We start from the raw sequence: 14,872 nt of genomic DNA on the forward strand, positions 1-14,872 counted from the left end.
CTCGCCGCCCCCGGAAGGGGCGGGGGGGGGCCCCCCCCCCCCGGGGGGGGGGGGGCCCCCCCCCCCCCCCCGGCCTCGTCTGTTTCAGGCATCTTCGCCGTGGTGGCGGGTGTAGTACTCGTCGGCCAGCGACCGTCCCGCCAGCCAGCCGAACACCCCGGCGGCCGCACCGGCCGCGAGGCCGGCCGGGGTGCCGGCCAGCACGCACGGCGGCACCGCATACACCAAAGTGGACGCGACGGCACCGAACCGCGTCACCGCGGCCCGGCTGAGCGGCGGCAGGTCCGGCTCGCGCACGTCCTCCCCCACCCCGATCTCGTCCTCCGGCTCGGCCTTCGGGGCCGGCTGGCCCAGCCACGCCCTCCGGGGCACCGCGAGGTAGCGGGGTCCGGCCCGGCGGGCGAACGCCGCGTTGCGCAGGGCCGCGCGCGCCGACAGCACCGGCCGCTCCGCCTTGCTGATCACCATGTCGAATCCTCCCCTGTCGCGGGAAACAAGCACTGAGTCTTCCGGGGGCCGCGGGCGCGCGGAGTGCGCTGGCAGCAACCGGCCACCGCCCGCCGCGGGACGGCCCGGCGCGCGACGATCGATCCGGAAGGGAGCGTGGCGATGGAAACGGCGGAAGTGGGCCCCTACAGCCTGGTGCCGCTGGGCGGCGGCGCGTCCGGGACCGTGGGCGCGTGCCGGCGCGGCGGGGAAGCCGTGGCGCTGAAAGTCTTCCCCGGCCGTCTCTACCGCCGGACCCGCGCGCGCCTCGACCGCGAGCTGGCCGCCCTCGCCCGGCTCGGGGACACGGTCCGGATCGTGGTCCCGCAGGACGTCGAGCCGATGCCCGACGGCCGGTGCGCCCTGCGCATGGAGCTGTGCGCGCAGTCCCTCGCCCGGCTGGTCGCCACGTCCGGCCCGCTCCCCGTCGCCGACGTGCTCGTCCTCGGCATCACGCTCGCTTCGACGCTCGTCGCCGCCCACCGGGCCGGCATCGTGCACGGCCGGGTCACGCCGTCGAACGTGCTGTTCCGGACCTCCGGCGAGCCCGTGCTCAGCGATTTCGGGCACACCCTCCGCGAGGTGTTCGTCCGCGACCCGGACCACGGGATCGCTTACCTGGCCCCGGAAACCTTCGACGACGGCGTTGCCGGGCCCGCGGCCGACCTGTACGGCCTCGGCGTCGTCCTGCACACGGCGCTGGCGGGCAGCCCGCCGTTCCCGGCCGATGCCGTGCGGGACACGGTCCGCCACACCCCCGCGCCGCCGGTGGACCGCCCGGAGGCGCCGATCGACCTGCTCGTGCTCGTCGACCAGCTGCTGGTGAAGGACCCGGACGACCGGCCGCCGTCCGCCGAAGCCGTGACGCGGCAGCTGCTCCGGCTGTGGGACGAACACGGCCCGGAACCCGAGCCGGAGACGCCGGACACTCCCCGGACGTCGTTCGGGACCGAGGTGTTCGCCTGGCCGCCGCAGCCGCCCGGCGAGCTGCCGCCGGTCCGGAAGAAGCGGTCGTGGCGGTTCGCCGTCGTCCCGGCCGTCGCGATCGCCGTCGCGGGCGGGTGGTTCCTCACCCGCGGGCCCGCCGAGTACGTGCCTCCCGCGTCGGCGGCGCCCGCGTCCGGCATCCCGTCGCGGACCGCCGAACCGGTCCTGCTCGAACTGGCCGAGCCCGCCGACCTCGGCACGACGGCCACGCTGTCCTGGAACGGCCCCGCCGGGTGGGAGTTCGCGGTGGTCGTCGCCGTCGAATCCGGCCCGACGAAGACCACCCTGGTCCGCCACGACCGCTCGGCGACGGTGCCGATCGACGCGCGGCTGAAGTACTGCTTCCAGGTGCAGGCGACCAACGGGGTCCGCGTCGAGGTCAGCCGCCCGCGCGCGCTGCGCGGCGCCACCTGCAGGGAGTGATCCGGTGATCGCCGGGCGCTACCATGACCGGCGAGATGGAGAATCCGCCCGGCGGCGGCCTGGTCCCGTTCCGGGACGGCCCGCACGCGTCGTCGTACCTCGCCCCCGGTGGGCGGGCCGTGGTCAAGGTGTTCCGCGAGCCGCTGGACCGGCGGACGCGCGCCGGGTTCGACCGCGAGCAGGCGGCGCTCGCCAAGGCGCGCCCGGCGCCGATCCGGCGGCCCGGGCAGGTCACGAAACTGCCGGACGGGCGGACGGCCGTATCCACGCCCCGGTGCGCCGAATCGCTGGCCGACCGCGTCGCCCGCACCGGCCCGCTCGGCGTGCCGGAAACCCTGGCGGTGGCGACGGCCGTGGCGAAGGCACTCGCCGCCGCGCACGACTCCGGTGTCCCGCACGGCGGCGTCCATCCGAACAACGTGCTCTTCACCGATGACGGCGAACCGGTGGTCACGGACTTCGGTGTCGCCCTGCGCCGCCGGTTCGGCCGGAGCCCTTCGGCCGACGTCGGGTTCCTCGCGCCGGAAACGCTGAGCCGGGCGGTCATGGACGCGGCGTCGGACCGGTACGGACTGGGCGCGGTGCTGCACTTCTGCCGCACCGGGCAGGCGCCGTTCACGGGTGACCGGGCGGAGACGGTCGTGCTGCGGGTGTTCGACGCTCCCCCGCCCGAACTCACCGACGTCCCGCCGGCGCTGGCGAACCTGGTGACCCGGCTCCTGGCGAAGGACCCGGCCGACCGGCCGGACGACGAGGCGGTCCTCGCGGCACTGGACGCCCTCCGGGGCGCGCCGCTGCTCGTCCTCGAGCCTCGGCCCGCGCCGGTGCCTGCGCCGCGCCGTCAACGACGCGGTGCCGCACTGGCGCTGGCGGGGTTGGTCGGCGTGGCCGCCGTGGTGGCGGCGGTGTTGCTGTGGCCGGACGGCGGGACGAGCCCGGCGCCTGCGCCGGTTTCGGTTTCGGCGCCTGTCTCGCCTACGTCTGCTGGTGGCGTGCTGATCGTCCTCGATCCGCCCGTCGACCGGCAGGACCACGTCGAGCTGACGTGGCATGCGCCGCCGAACCTCGACTTCGCCGTGCTGGTGACCGAGGCGGGACAGCCGCGGCCCTCGGTGGTCTGGGCCCAGCGCCTCACCAGCAAGCGGGTCGAAGTGCAGCCCGGCCGGGCCTACTGCTTCCGGATCCAGGCCACCAGCCCGCGGGGCACCTGGCAGAGCCAGGCCAGGGGGATTCGCAACGCCGTGTGCTGAACGAGGCCCGGGACCGCTCCCGCTTCGGCCCCAAGGTGGCCTTCGGTGCGTTGAACGCAACCAAGGCCGCCTTGGGGCGCTCGGCGGCAGGTCAGCGAGGCCGCCGCAACACCGCCGGGTTCAGTGCCGCACGGAGCCGTTCGCGCCATGGGCGTTGGGCGAGGGACTCGCGGACCGTTCGGACCGCTGCCCAGGCCGTTGCGGGTGCCTCGGGTGGGGCCGCACCCGACCACAGGGCCGCGTCTAGCGTCCGTGCCAGGGTGTCCAGGCCCTGCGTTGCCGCCGGGCCGGTGAGCGGGGCCGCCGTTGCCGCCAGGTCGCGTACCGTTGTGCCCGCCGTGACCGCGATTCCGTGTGCGCGCAACCGGTCTCGGGCCTCGGCCCACGCGCCGAGCACCGCGTCGCGGCCCGTGCGGCGGCGGCGTCGCCAGGCTCGGGCCGCCACCGTCGCTGGGACTCCCACCAGCCAGCCCAGCGCGACCGCGGCCAGCAGTGCCGCCACCGCGATCGACAGGGCCGTCCAGTCCACACCGGACTCGGATGAGTCCGTTGTGGACGATCCGGGCGCGATCTCCGGGTTCTGCAGCTGGGGATCCGGCGGCAGTTCCGCCCGCACCCGGGCGACCGCCGCCGCGACGCCGGTGGCGCCCGTGCCGCTGCGGGCCGCTCCCGCGGCCGGGTCCAGTGCGACCCAGCCGACGCCGTCGACCGCCACTTCCGGCCAGGCCGCCGCGTTTGCGTTGCGTACCAGGAACGTTCCGTCCGGTTCCGGCCGCTCCGGGGCGCGGAAGCCGGTCACCAGGCGCGCCGGGATACCGCGCAGCCTCGCCAGTGCCACGTACGCCGCGGCGAACTGCTCGCTCGTGCCGCGCTTGTCCTCCACCAGGAACCGGCGCAGCTGCGGCCAGCCGTGCCCGGTCGGCAGGTCGGTGCCGACGGCCAGCCGGTAGTTCTGCGCGAGGAAGCGCTCCAGCGCCAGCGCGGACTGGAACGACGGCCGCAGCCCCGGCAGGACCTGCTCGGCGAGGGCGTCGATCTCCGGCGGGACCTCGCTCAGGCCGCCGAGGCCCGCCCGCGGATCGAGCGCCGCGTCGCGCAGGGCGGCGGCGTCGGTCTGCGGCTCCCACCAGCCGACCGTGTACCGGGCACCGGCCGCGGACCGCTCGGCGACGAGGGTGCCGCGGTGCTCGTCCACCAGCGCCGGCACGCCCTCGACGGAGGCGGGCCAGGTCTGGCTCGGCAGCCACGGCCCGCTCAGCCCGGTGACCTCGACGCGGGCCGACCGGCGGGTCACCGGCGCGCTGACCGCCGGGCCGGGCGCGATCTCCCGGCCGACGCGCCGGAAGTCGGTGTCCGCACGCCAGTTCGCGCCGTCGAAGTCGTCGAAGACGGCGACGGGCCAGGCGGCCACCGGTTCCGGGGCCGTGTACCGGAACACCGGCGTGGCGGGGGTGCGCAGGCGGGCGGCGATGTCGTCCAGCGGGCTGGCCACGGACGCGGCGGGCACGGGCGCCGGCTGGTCCTCGCGCAGCGAGTAGGCCGGCCGTCCCGTCGGATGGACGGCACCGGCGGCGATCGCCCCGGCCAGGCCGAGCACGAGCGCCGGCGCCACGAGCAGCGGGGAACGCCGTCCCCGGCAGGCAAGCACCGTCAGCGCGGCGAGGAGCGCAAGGCCGAGTCCCGCAAGGACGGCGGTGAGGCCGCTCGCCGCCGCGTAGGCCTGGCTCAGCACCACGACGAGCAGTGCCGGGACGAGGGCCAGGAGCGGACGGCGCGTCCGGTGCAGCAGTTCGAGCCCGAGCAACGCGGCGAGCAGCACCAGCAGCGGCACGAACACCACCAGCCGCGGCTCCGGCACCGCGGGCCAGGTGGACTGCAGGGTGCGCTGCCAGCCGTGCAATGCGCCGTCGGCGAGGACGGACACGGAGGCCGCGGTCGGCAGCCCGCCCAGCGTCGTGCCGGGCAGGACGGTCTCGACGATCGCGACCAGACCCGCGGCCGGCACGAGAAGCGGACGCCACGGAACAAGCCCAGGACGGCGACGGCACAGTTCGGCAACCCCGAACGTGGTCAGGACGACGACCAGCCCGGGTAGCAACGCGGGGATGCCGAAGACCGGGCCGAACAGCAGTCCGCCGAGCGCCGTTGTGGCCAGCATCGCCGCTTCGGCACTGCGGGGAATTTGGGTGTTCATGACAGGCTCACCGCCTCCCGCAAACCCGGCACGCCGAGCACCGCAGCAGCCAGCGCCACTTCGGCACCACCGGAAACCCCCGCGCTCACGACACCATCTGGTTCCACCGGCTCACCGCCTCCCGCGCATCCGGGGCGCTCAGCCGACGGGCGCCGGGCACTCCGTCGATTCCGTGCACACCCAGGCCGTCCATGCCCAGCCCGTGGGTTCCAACCCCCAGCACGTACAACGCCGAGAAGTGCGCGCGGACCCCCGCCAGCCGGGGCAGGTCCTTGCTCGCGCGGCCGGTGACCACCACCAGGCAGCCGCCGCGCATTCCCGGGCGGCGTAACGCTGGCGGGACCATTGCCTCGCCGGGCTCCTGGACCGCTTCGCACAGCACGTCCAGCAGGGGCCGTACGCCCACCGCGCCGCCGTTGGTTGTCACGTCCGCTCCGGCCGGGGTGAGGAGGCGGCAGCGGTGGCCCGCCGTTGCCGCCGCGTTCACCAGCGATGCCGCCAGCTCCACCGCTTCCTCGAACTCGGCCGCGGACAGCACCGGCGGGCGGGTGTCGAGCAGCAGCGTGAACCGCGGGTGGTCCGGGTCGACGTAGTCGCGGACCATCAGCCTGCCGGTGCGCGCGGTCGCCTTCCAGTGCAGGTGGCGGACTTCGTCGCCGACCACGTACTCGCGAACGTCGCGCAGGTCGGCCGAGCCGTGCAGCGAGTCGTCGGTCGTCGGGCCGTCGTGGTGGTGACGCGGATGTCCCGCGCCGGGCGCCTTCGCCGACCGCAGCGGTGGGTAGACCCACAGCGTCGCCGTGTCGCCTGCCGCGACCGGACGGCGGAGCAGGCCCAGCGGGTCGGTGCGTTCGAGCGTCAGCGGCCCGACGGTGATCCGGCCGCGGTACCGCCCGGTCAGCTTGTAGTTGTACGTCTCGGAGGCGCCCGGGGCGAGCGACTCGACGTCGACGACTTCGCCGTGGCCACTCAGCTCCCGCGCGGTGAACCCCGGCTGGCGCCGCGTGCCGGGGTTGCTCACCACGAGCTTGGCCGTCGTCGCGCCGCCGCGCTGGATGCGGTTCGCGGAGATCTCCCGGCGCACCGCGACGCGGGGACGGCGCAGGGTGACCGCGACGCCGGCGAGCACCGCGCCCGCGGCGGCACCGGCCAGTGCCCGCAGCAGGACGTAACCCGCGACCTCGCCGAGGACGTAGAGCAGCACTGCGGCGGCGAGGACACCCGCGCCGCGAGGGGTCAGCCGCATCCGGTCACACCGTGCTGATGGCGGGCGCGGGCGTCTTGTCGAGCGCTTCCTGCACGATGTCGGCGGCCGCGCGCTGGTTCAGCTCGGCGTCGGCGGTCAGCACCAGCCGATGGGCCAGCACCGGTTTCGCGACCAGCTTGATGTCGTCGGGGGTCACGTAAGCCCGGCCCTCGGTCGCGGCGATCGCCTGCGCCGCGCGGACGAGCGCGATGCTGCCACGCGGGCTCGCGCCGAAACGGACGTCGCCGTGGTGGCGTGTGTACTCGGCGAGCCGGACCGCGTACGACAGGATCGCCGGATCCAGCCGGGCGTCGCGGACCTCGGTGATCGCCGCGCGCAGCGTGGGCAGGTCGACCACCGGCGACAGCTCGTCGGGACCGTACCCGGCGCACGCGCTCATGATCACCGCGATCTCGGCCTGATGGTCGGGATAGCCGACCGCGATCCGCATGAGGAACCGGTCGAGCTGGGCTTCGGGCAGCCGGTAGGTGCCCTCCATCTCGATCGGGTTCTGCGTGGCGATCACCAGGAAGGGATGCGGCACGTCCTGCGCGACCGAGTCGACGGTGGCCCGCCGCTCGGACATCACCTCCAGCAGCGCCGACTGCGTCTTGGGGGTGCCGCGGTTGATCTCGTCGGCGAGGACGACGTTGGCGAAGATTCCGCCGGGGTGGAACTCGAAGCGCTCGTTGTTCTGGTGGTAGACCATGACGCCGGTGATGTCGCCGGGCAGCAGGTCCGGGGTGAACTGGATCCGGTTCCACGTCCCGCCGATGCTGCGGGCCAGGCACCGGGCGAGCGTCGTCTTGCCGAGGCCGGGCACGTCCTCGATGAGGAGGTGCCCCTCGGCGAGCAGGGCGGCCACGGCCAGCCGGACGACTTCCGGCTTGCCGCGCAGCACTCCCTGGACGTTCTCGGCGATCCGGGCGTAGACCTCGGTCGCCCGCGGCTGCTGCACTGTTTCTCCCCTCACGACGGCGGCGCCTTGTGCGCCGAGGCGGACGGCCCCTTCCCCGCACTGTTCTCCGCGGTCACGGTCACGGTGAACGGGATGTCCTTGCCGTCCCAGATGTCTTGGATCGTGTACGTCGTTGCGTTCCCGGCCATCACCCTGGAACCGCGGCGGGAACCGTCGTCGCGGACCCAGCTGACGTAGTAGGCGGTCACCGGGGCGCCGTTCGGCGCGGCGGCCGTCCAGGTCACCTTCGCCCACGTGTGCTTGGTCGTGGCCTCGATCGCCAGGTTCCCCGGCTTGCCCGGCGGGCTCACCGCCGCGCGCGGGGTGACCGCCCTGGAGCTGACGCCCGGGCCGTCGCCCGCCCGGTTCACCGCGACGACGGTGAACACGTACGCGGTGCCGTTGGCCAGGCCGCCGATCCGGATGCTTCGCTGAGTTCCGTCGACCGTCTTCCCGCCACCGGCCCAGCTGATCCGGTAGCTCGTGACGGGTGCGCCGTTCGGGGCGGCCGCGCCCCAGGACACGGCGGCCGCGCCGTCGTCCGCCGTCGCGGTGACCGACCGCGGCGCACCGGGCGGGCTGGCCGGGAGCGCCGCCTTCGTCGGTGGTGGCTGCTGCTGCGTCGGCGGTTGCGGTTTCTTCGGCGGCGCAACGGGTTTGCGCTCGTCCCCGACCACCGGCGGTGGCGCCTGGGGTGTGGCGGCAGGCGGTTGTTGTTGCTGCGGCGGGGGTTTCTGGTCGTTGCCGGGTTTGCGGTCGCCGGTGACCGGCACCTCGCTGACACCGCCGTCGTGGTCGACGACCATGACGTGGGCGCCGTCCGCGCCGTCGACGTAGACCCGCGAGTCGCCGCCCTTGACCAGCGGCGGCTTGCTGTCCCCGCCGGGAATCGGGCGCTGAGTCCGTGGCACGCCGGCGCTGTCGAAGGTGTGCAGGGTGTGGGTGGTCCGGTTGACCACCGCGACGACCCCGCCGGAGGACTCGATGCCCGTGTAGTCACCGGGTGGCAGGGGAATCGTGCGCGGGCGCACCGGCGGGCGGTCCTTGGCCAGCCCGGCGGTGTCGACCAGGAGCAGCTTCTGCCCCGGCGCGTCGAGGATGGCCAGCTGCCCGACCACGTCGGTGGAGGCGAGCTGCGCGGTGTCGGGCACGTCGAGTTCCAGCGGCGCGGGGCGGCCCAGCTCGGTCGCCTCGATCGTCCGCATGGTGTCATCGGTGGTGTCGACGAACACCGGCCGGTCGGCCACGACGGTCAGCCGTCCCCGGTGTCCCTGCGGCTGCGCGACCGGGCAGGACAGGCGGTCGGCCTGCTCGGGAAGCTCGCACAGCAGCCCGGCGTCGGTGCGCTGCAGCCACAGCTTGCCGTCGCCGGTCGCGACGACGTCGCCGATCGGGCCGCCCGCCGGGATCACGGCGGACTCCCCGAGCCGCGCGATGGTGCCTGCCTGCCGGTAGACGACGTACGGGCCACCACGGACTTCCAGCGTGACGGGCAGTTCGTCGGCGGGCGCGGCGGTGGTGTTCTCGACGGTCAGCGACGACTTCCCGAACTCGACGATCTTCGACGGCCCGATCACGAAGCCGTGGGTGTCGCCCTGCACGACCGGCCCCGGCCCGGCCCCGGGCACGTCGACCTGCGCGTCGGCGCGGTCACCGCCGCTGCTGACGTGGAAGGCCACGCCCAGCTGCGGGTTGTAGACCCAGTGCCCGGCCGGGCTGAACGCGAACCCGCCGAGCGGATCGGCGGCACCTCCGACGGCGAGCCCGACGACGGCGAGACAGGCGGCCACGGCCAGCGCGATCGGAGCCCGCGCCCGCCACGCGGCCCCCTTCCCTCCTCGGATCACGCACCCAGGGTACTTCGGCGGATACACACGGAGTACACGTTTGATCCATCCGGCCCGAAATCGTTCTCCACGGCAGACCGCATGACTCAGCCGGCCGGCAGGCTCAGCTCGAAGATCGCGCCGCCCTCGTCGCGGTTGTAGACCCGCACCGTCCCGCCGTGGACCTCGGCCACCCACTTCACCACCGCCAGCCCGATGCCGGTCGACCCGCCGCCGCTGTAGTGGGGCTCGAACAGCTTCGGGGCCTCCTCCGGGTCGATGCCGGGGCCGCGGTCGGCGACGATGACCCGGCCGTCGAGGACCGTCACCTGGACGTCGGCGTCCTCGCCGCCGTGCCTGCCGTGGTTGAGGGCGTTGCCGATCAGGTTCGCGATCGCCCGGCGCAGCAGCGTCGCGTCGCCGTTGACGCGCGTCGGCACCGATGTCACCGAAACGCGGGCGCCGTCGGTCGGGATGTCCTCGGCCAGCGTTTCGACCAGCTGGTCGAGCATCAGCGGCGCGAGCGTCAGCTCCTCCACGCCCGCCGTCACGCGCGCCCGGCTCGGCCACAGGTCGATGATGTCGCCCATCATCCCGGCCAGCCGGATCGTGCGCGGCAGCAGCTCCGCCTGGGCCTCCGGGTTCCGGTGGGCCGAGTCGGCCAGCGCGCGCAGGCGCGCCACCGGGGTCTTCAGGTCGTGGACCACACCGTCGAGCAGCTGGGACACGCCGTTGAGCAGCGACCGCTGCTGTTCCAGCGCGGCCACCGCCGGCCGGGTCGCCCGGCCGGCGAGCAGGTAGCCGATCCCGCCGACCGCGGCCACCAGCAGCACGCACCCGCCCACGACGAACAGCGTGAACCGGTCGTGCCGCGCGTCCTCGGCTTCGGTGCTCGTCACCGCCACGACCGCGCCGACGTACTGCCGCTCGCTGCTGCGGACCGGGTCCACCGCGAAGTACAGCGACTGCCCGTCCGGGGTGCGGGTGTAGCCCGCCAGCGGGTGCGCCGCCCGGACCGCCTGGGTCGCGAGCGCGTCGAGGAAAGCGTCGTCGACCGGCACGCACCGGCGTTTGCTGTAGTAGCCGGCGAAAGCGGGCGTGCCGCCGGGGACGACGGCGAACTGCGGGCACTTGTCGTTGAGCGGGTCCTGGCCGATGAACGCGGTGACGAGCGAGCCGCCGGAATACCCGAGCAGCCGGTTGACGCCGGTGACGACCAGCTGCACCTCGCTGTCGAGGCGCTGGGTGCTGCGGTCGGCGTCGACCTTGACCAGCAGCCAGGCGAACGCGATCAGGCCCGCGGCGTTCATGACGGTGAACAGGAACGTGAGCAGCCGGCGCAGGCGGCGCAGCTGGCCGGCGGAGGAATCGCTCACGACAGCCGGTATCCGACGCCGCGGACGGTGCGCACCAGCTCCGGCTCGCCGAGCTTGTCGCGCAGCCGCTTGACGACCCGGTCCACCACGTTCGCCATCGGCTCGGCCTCCCAGCAGTGCTCCATCAGCTCGGTGCGGGTGACCGCCAGCCCCGGCCGGGAGGCCAGGTACTCGAGGATCGCGAACTCCAGGGTGCTCAGCGACAGCAGCACACCACCGCGGCGGACTTCCCGGCGCGCGCAGTCGACTTCGAGGTCGGCGTGGCGCAGCACCGGCGGCCGCAGGCCACCCCGCCGGCACAGGTTGAGCACCCGGGCCAGCAGCTCGGCCAGCACGAACGGCTTGGTCACGTAGTCGTCGCCGCCGTGGGCGAACCCGGCGACCCGGTCCGCGCCCGCGTCGCGCGCGGTCAGGAACAGCACCGGCACCGCCCGGCCGCGGCGGCGGAGCGCGTCGACGAACCCGAGCGCGTCGCCGTCCGGCAGGATGCGGTCGAAGACGGCGCAGGCGTGCTCGGCCGCGTCGAGTGCCTTCGCCGCGTCGGCGAGCGTGCCCACCGCGTCGACCGTGAAACCCGCGCCCTGCAGCTCGGCCGTCACGGCCATCCGGATGTCCTCTTCGTCCTCGACGACGAGCACCCGGCCCCTCGCTCCGCTCATGTCATCAAATCCTCATCACCGGTCCGGCATCGTGACTGCAGTCGATCGGGAACGAGCCAAGGAGGTGTCCAGTGTCGTTCGGGGTGCTCGGGCCGCTCGAGGTGCGCGGGCCGGGCGGGGCCGAGGTCAGGGTGGGTGCCGGCAAGCCCGCCGCCCTCCTCTCGGCACTGCTCGTCCACGCTAACGCCTGGGTGAGCGTAGACCAGCTGATCACGATGATGTGGCAGGAACAGGACGTGCCGGCGTCGGCGGAACGCAACCTGAAGACCTACGTCTGGCGGCTGCGCCGGGACCTGCCTGCCCCCTCGGCGGGGGCGCGGATCGAGAGCACCGCGGGTGCGTACCGGATCCGGATCGAGCCCGGCGAACTCGACCTCGACCTGGCCCGGCTGGCGCTCGACGCCGCCGAGCGGGCCGCGCGGGCCGGTGACACCGCGGCCGCGGCCGAGCGGCTGACCGGCGCGCTGCGGCTGTGGCGCGGCCGCCCCTACGGTGGCCTCGACCACGACTGGGCGGTCCCCGCCGTCGCGGCCGCCGACCAGCTGCACGCCCGGCTCCGCAGCCGGCTGGCCGACGTCTACGCGGCCGCCGGGCGGCACGACGAAGCCGTCGTCCTCGCGCGGGCGCTGGCCGAGGAGGACCCGCTGCGGGAGGACGCGTGGGCCCGGCTGGTGCTGGCCCTGCACCACAGCGGCCGCCGCGCCGAGGCCCTCGACGTCTTCGCCCGCGCGCGGGCGGTGCTGCGGGCGGAACTCGGCGTCGAACCCGGGGCCGCGCTGGCGAGCGCGCACCGCACGGTGCTGCTCGGCGGGCCGCCGTCGGACGCCGACCTCGCCCACATCCAGGATCTGCTCGTCGGGGCGGTGCGGGCGGTCCAGACCGCGGTGCGGCTCGCCGACCGGATCGGCGTCACCGTGCCGGAAACCCCGGTGCTCGCGCTCGGCGGGGTGCCGGCATGAACCCGACGCTGACCGAACGGCCGCCCGTCGTGCTGGCCGCCGACCGCGCGGGCGGGGCCGCGAGCCTGCTCGCCTCGGCCACCACGGAGGTCGTCGTGATGACCGTCCTCGCGCCCGGTGCCCCCGACCCGATCGCGCCGCTGCGCCGGATCGACCTCGACAACCTGGGCCGCGGCGTGCGGTACCGGGTCCTCGTGCCCGACCGGGCGCGACTGGACCCGGCGGTGGCCACGCGGCTGGCGGCGCTGGTGCGGGCGGGGGCCGTGGTGCGGACCGTCGCGCAGGTACCGTCGAGTGCGCTGGTCGTCGACCGGACGGTGGCCGTGCTGCCGGCCCGCCGCCCGGCGTCCGGGGTCACCGCCGTGCACCTGCCCGCCGTCGTCACGACCGTCGTCGAACTGTTCGAACGCCTCTGGTCCGGCGCGACGCCGTTCGTGTCCGCCGGTTCCGCGGGCGAGGCCGGGCTCACCGCACGCCAGCGGGAACTGCTGACCCTGCTTTCGGAAGGCTGCACGGACGACACGGTCGCGGCGCGGCTGGACCTTTCGGTGCGCACGGTCCGCCGGATGGTGTCGGACCTGATGAACCAGCTCGGCGCCCGCAGCCGCTTCCAGGCGGGGGTCAAGGCGGCCGATCGGGGCTGGCTGCTGGAGCGCGCGAGCTGAGGCTGGTTAAGTGGGTGAGTGCGGATCTTGGTCACCGAGGACGACGCCGACCTGCGCCTGGCGATCACGACGTCGCTGCGCGGCGCCGGGTTCGCCGTCGATCCGGCAGGCGACCTGCCTGCCGCGGACGAGCTGCTGTGGGTCAACACCTACGACTGCGCGGTCTTCGACCGGCTGCTGCCCGGCGGCGACGCGCTCGGGTACGTCGAGCGCAAGCGCCGGGACGGCTGGGCGGTCCCGGTCCTGTTCCTCACCGCGCTGGGCGACCCGGCCCAGCGGCTGGCCGGGCTGAGCCGCGGCGGCGACGACTACCTCGAAAAGCCGTTCCTCACCGAGGAAATGGTGGCCAGGGTCCGGAGCCTGTGCCGCCGCAGCGCGCTGCCGCAGCCGGTGGTCCGCCGCTGCGGCGACCTCGAACTCGACGCCGGGCGGCGCGAGGTGCGCCGGGCCGGGGTGCTGCTGAGCCTGACGCGCACCGAGTTCGACCTGCTGGACCGGCTGATGGCCGACGCGGGGAAAGCGGTGTCCCGCAAGGAGCTCCTCGCCTGCGCCTGGCCGGACCCGCGGGTGGGCAACGTCCTCGAGGTGGCGATCCGCAACCTGCGGCGCAAGCTCGGCGAGCCGCAGCCGATCCGCACGGTGCCGTCGGTGGGCTATCTTCTCGAGTCCTGAGCAATTCGGAAAACCGCGGGTAGCGCTTTCAGCAGACGATTTCCGGAGCCGGAAAACCGGACGGAACGGGATCCCGGGTCGGTTCCGTTCGCTCGGTCCGGGTGTGTACCGAACGGCGGACCACCGAAACCGGGCCGAGCCCGGACAGCACGTCGATCCACCGCCGCACCGGCACTCCGGAAGCCGCGCTGCCGGGAACGATTCCCACGCATTCGGCGTCCGCCAGCCAGGACGGCCGCAGCACGGCCGGATCGGCCACGACGTGCACCCGCGCCCCCGAAACCGCGCGCAGGAGCCCCGGACCGGGCGTGCCGAGCAGGAACAGCCGGTCGCAGGAGAAGGCCATCGCGCGGGCCACCGCCAGGCGATCCGAAGCGGCGTAACAGAGATCCTCCAGCCGGGGCCCGCGCAGCGCGGGATAACGGGCACGCAGCGAGGCCACGACGGTCATGGCTTCTTCGACGGGCATACCCGGCTGGATCAGGTAGCGCACCCGGTCGGCGGGCAGCCGCAACGCGGCCACGTCACAGCCCGGCTCGACCACCACGGCCCGGCCGGGAGCCTGCGCGAGCAGTGCCGACGCCGACGCGCACGCGCGCCTGCCGACGATCACGACATGGTCTCCCTCGTCCGCATATGACCGGACAGCTTTCCGGGCCGCGGACGGCGCCGGGCAGCCGCCGTCCGACGGCCCGCCGCAGCACGCGGGCGGCAGGTCCGCGACCATCACCCGGCGGGTCCGCCACAGCGCCGACCACAGCGCGACCGCCTCGCTCGCCGCGGCCACCCCGGCCGGGTCCGCCTCGTGCGCGGCGACGGCGAGCCCCACCGGCGTCCCAGTGTGGTCGAGGAACGACGCGGTGAACAGCACTCCCGGCCCGGATTCTCCGTGCGGCACAAGCGGATGGGCCGGCTCGCGCACCCGGTGTCCCGCCCGGCGCAGGCCGGCCGCGACGAGCGGGGACGCCGGGCAGCGGACGCGGCCCCGTGCCGGATGCACGAACCGCGCGACCTGCAGCTCCCCCGGGACCGTCCCGGCCACGCCGTACCGGCGCCGTTCCACGGACCTGTTCATTCCAGCCTGCCCCTCGCCCTCGAACCTGACTCAAGGACTTTCGGGCACGAGCGACAATTCTGGGAAGAGCCAAGATCATTGTTCACCCCTTCCGGG

13 protein-coding genes are annotated in these 14,872 nt (G+C 74.6%); 5 read left to right on the top strand and 8 right to left on the bottom strand.

All coding sequences use genetic code 11. The features are described from left to right. Positions 1 to 84: 84 nt before the first annotated feature. Positions 85 to 468, bottom strand: a complete 384-nt coding sequence (locus ABJI51_RS41000; RefSeq protein ID WP_348956584.1) for a hypothetical protein — start codon at positions 466 to 468, stop codon at positions 85 to 87. A gap of 141 nt (positions 469 to 609) precedes the next feature. On the opposite strand from ABJI51_RS41000, the gene ABJI51_RS41005 reads away from it, so the two are divergent. Continuing rightward, the gene (locus ABJI51_RS41005; RefSeq protein WP_348956585.1) at positions 610 to 1,896 is read left to right on the top strand and encodes a serine/threonine-protein kinase; all 1,287 of its coding nucleotides are present in this window, start codon (positions 610 to 612) and stop codon (positions 1,894 to 1,896) included. Positions 1,897 to 1,931: 35 nt separating this feature from the next. Beyond that, positions 1,932 to 3,146, top strand: a complete 1,215-nt coding sequence (locus ABJI51_RS41010; protein ID WP_348956586.1) for a serine/threonine protein kinase — start codon at positions 1,932 to 1,934, stop codon at positions 3,144 to 3,146. 91 nt (positions 3,147 to 3,237) lie between these two features. On the opposite strand, the gene ABJI51_RS41015 is transcribed toward ABJI51_RS41010, so the two are convergent. The 6 genes from ABJI51_RS41015 to ABJI51_RS41040 form a co-directional block, all read right to left on the bottom strand. Continuing rightward, entirely contained in the window at positions 3,238 to 5,340 is a 2,103-nt protein-coding gene (locus tag ABJI51_RS41015) for a transglutaminase TgpA family protein (protein ID WP_348956587.1), read from the bottom strand. Positions 5,341 to 5,425: 85 nt separating this feature from the next. Beyond that, the gene (locus ABJI51_RS41020) at positions 5,426 to 6,586 is read right to left on the bottom strand and encodes a DUF58 domain-containing protein (protein WP_348956588.1); all 1,161 of its coding nucleotides are present in this window, start codon (positions 6,584 to 6,586) and stop codon (positions 5,426 to 5,428) included. A gap of 4 nt (positions 6,587 to 6,590) precedes the next feature. Further along, positions 6,591 to 7,544: an AAA family ATPase gene (locus tag ABJI51_RS41025; protein ID WP_348956589.1), complete on the bottom strand. Its 954-nt coding sequence runs from the start codon at positions 7,542 to 7,544 to the stop codon at positions 6,591 to 6,593. A gap of 11 nt (positions 7,545 to 7,555) precedes the next feature. Continuing rightward, on the bottom strand, positions 7,556 to 9,391 hold the full coding sequence (locus ABJI51_RS41030; protein WP_348956590.1) for a fibronectin type III domain-containing protein: 1,836 nt from the start codon (positions 9,389 to 9,391) through the stop codon (positions 7,556 to 7,558). A gap of 86 nt (positions 9,392 to 9,477) precedes the next feature. Next, positions 9,478 to 10,746 carry a sensor histidine kinase gene (locus ABJI51_RS41035; protein ID WP_348956591.1) on the bottom strand — a complete coding sequence of 423 codons (1,269 nt, stop codon included), beginning with the start codon at positions 10,744 to 10,746 and terminating at the stop codon, positions 9,478 to 9,480. Beyond that, positions 10,743 to 11,405, bottom strand: a complete 663-nt coding sequence (locus tag ABJI51_RS41040; protein ID WP_348956592.1) for a response regulator transcription factor — start codon at positions 11,403 to 11,405, stop codon at positions 10,743 to 10,745. Before ABJI51_RS41040 ends, ABJI51_RS41035 begins: the two co-directional genes overlap by 4 nt. Before the next feature lie 71 nt (positions 11,406 to 11,476). Between ABJI51_RS41040 and ABJI51_RS41045 the strand changes: the two genes are divergently transcribed. Genes ABJI51_RS41045 through ABJI51_RS41055 form a run of 3 tightly spaced genes read left to right on the top strand, consistent with a single transcriptional unit; the run spans position 11,477 to position 13,701 of the window. Continuing rightward, positions 11,477 to 12,364: an AfsR/SARP family transcriptional regulator gene (locus ABJI51_RS41045; protein ID WP_348956593.1), complete on the top strand. Its 888-nt coding sequence runs from the start codon at positions 11,477 to 11,479 to the stop codon at positions 12,362 to 12,364. After that, entirely contained in the window at positions 12,361 to 13,029 is a 669-nt protein-coding gene (locus ABJI51_RS41050; RefSeq protein ID WP_348956594.1) for a helix-turn-helix transcriptional regulator, read from the top strand. The genes ABJI51_RS41045 and ABJI51_RS41050 overlap by 4 nt, the downstream gene beginning before the upstream one ends. Positions 13,030 to 13,047: 18 nt before the next feature. Further along, positions 13,048 to 13,701: a response regulator transcription factor gene (locus tag ABJI51_RS41055; RefSeq protein WP_348956595.1), complete on the top strand. Its 654-nt coding sequence runs from the start codon at positions 13,048 to 13,050 to the stop codon at positions 13,699 to 13,701. 28 nt (positions 13,702 to 13,729) lie between these two features. On the opposite strand, the gene ABJI51_RS41060 is transcribed toward ABJI51_RS41055, so the two are convergent. Next, positions 13,730 to 14,776, bottom strand: a complete 1,047-nt coding sequence (locus tag ABJI51_RS41060; protein WP_348956596.1) for a hypothetical protein — start codon at positions 14,774 to 14,776, stop codon at positions 13,730 to 13,732. Positions 14,777 to 14,872 lie beyond the last annotated feature (96 nt).

This window comes from Amycolatopsis melonis (assembly GCF_040064235.1).
Classification (GTDB): domain Bacteria; phylum Actinomycetota; class Actinomycetes; order Mycobacteriales; family Pseudonocardiaceae; genus Amycolatopsis; species Amycolatopsis melonis.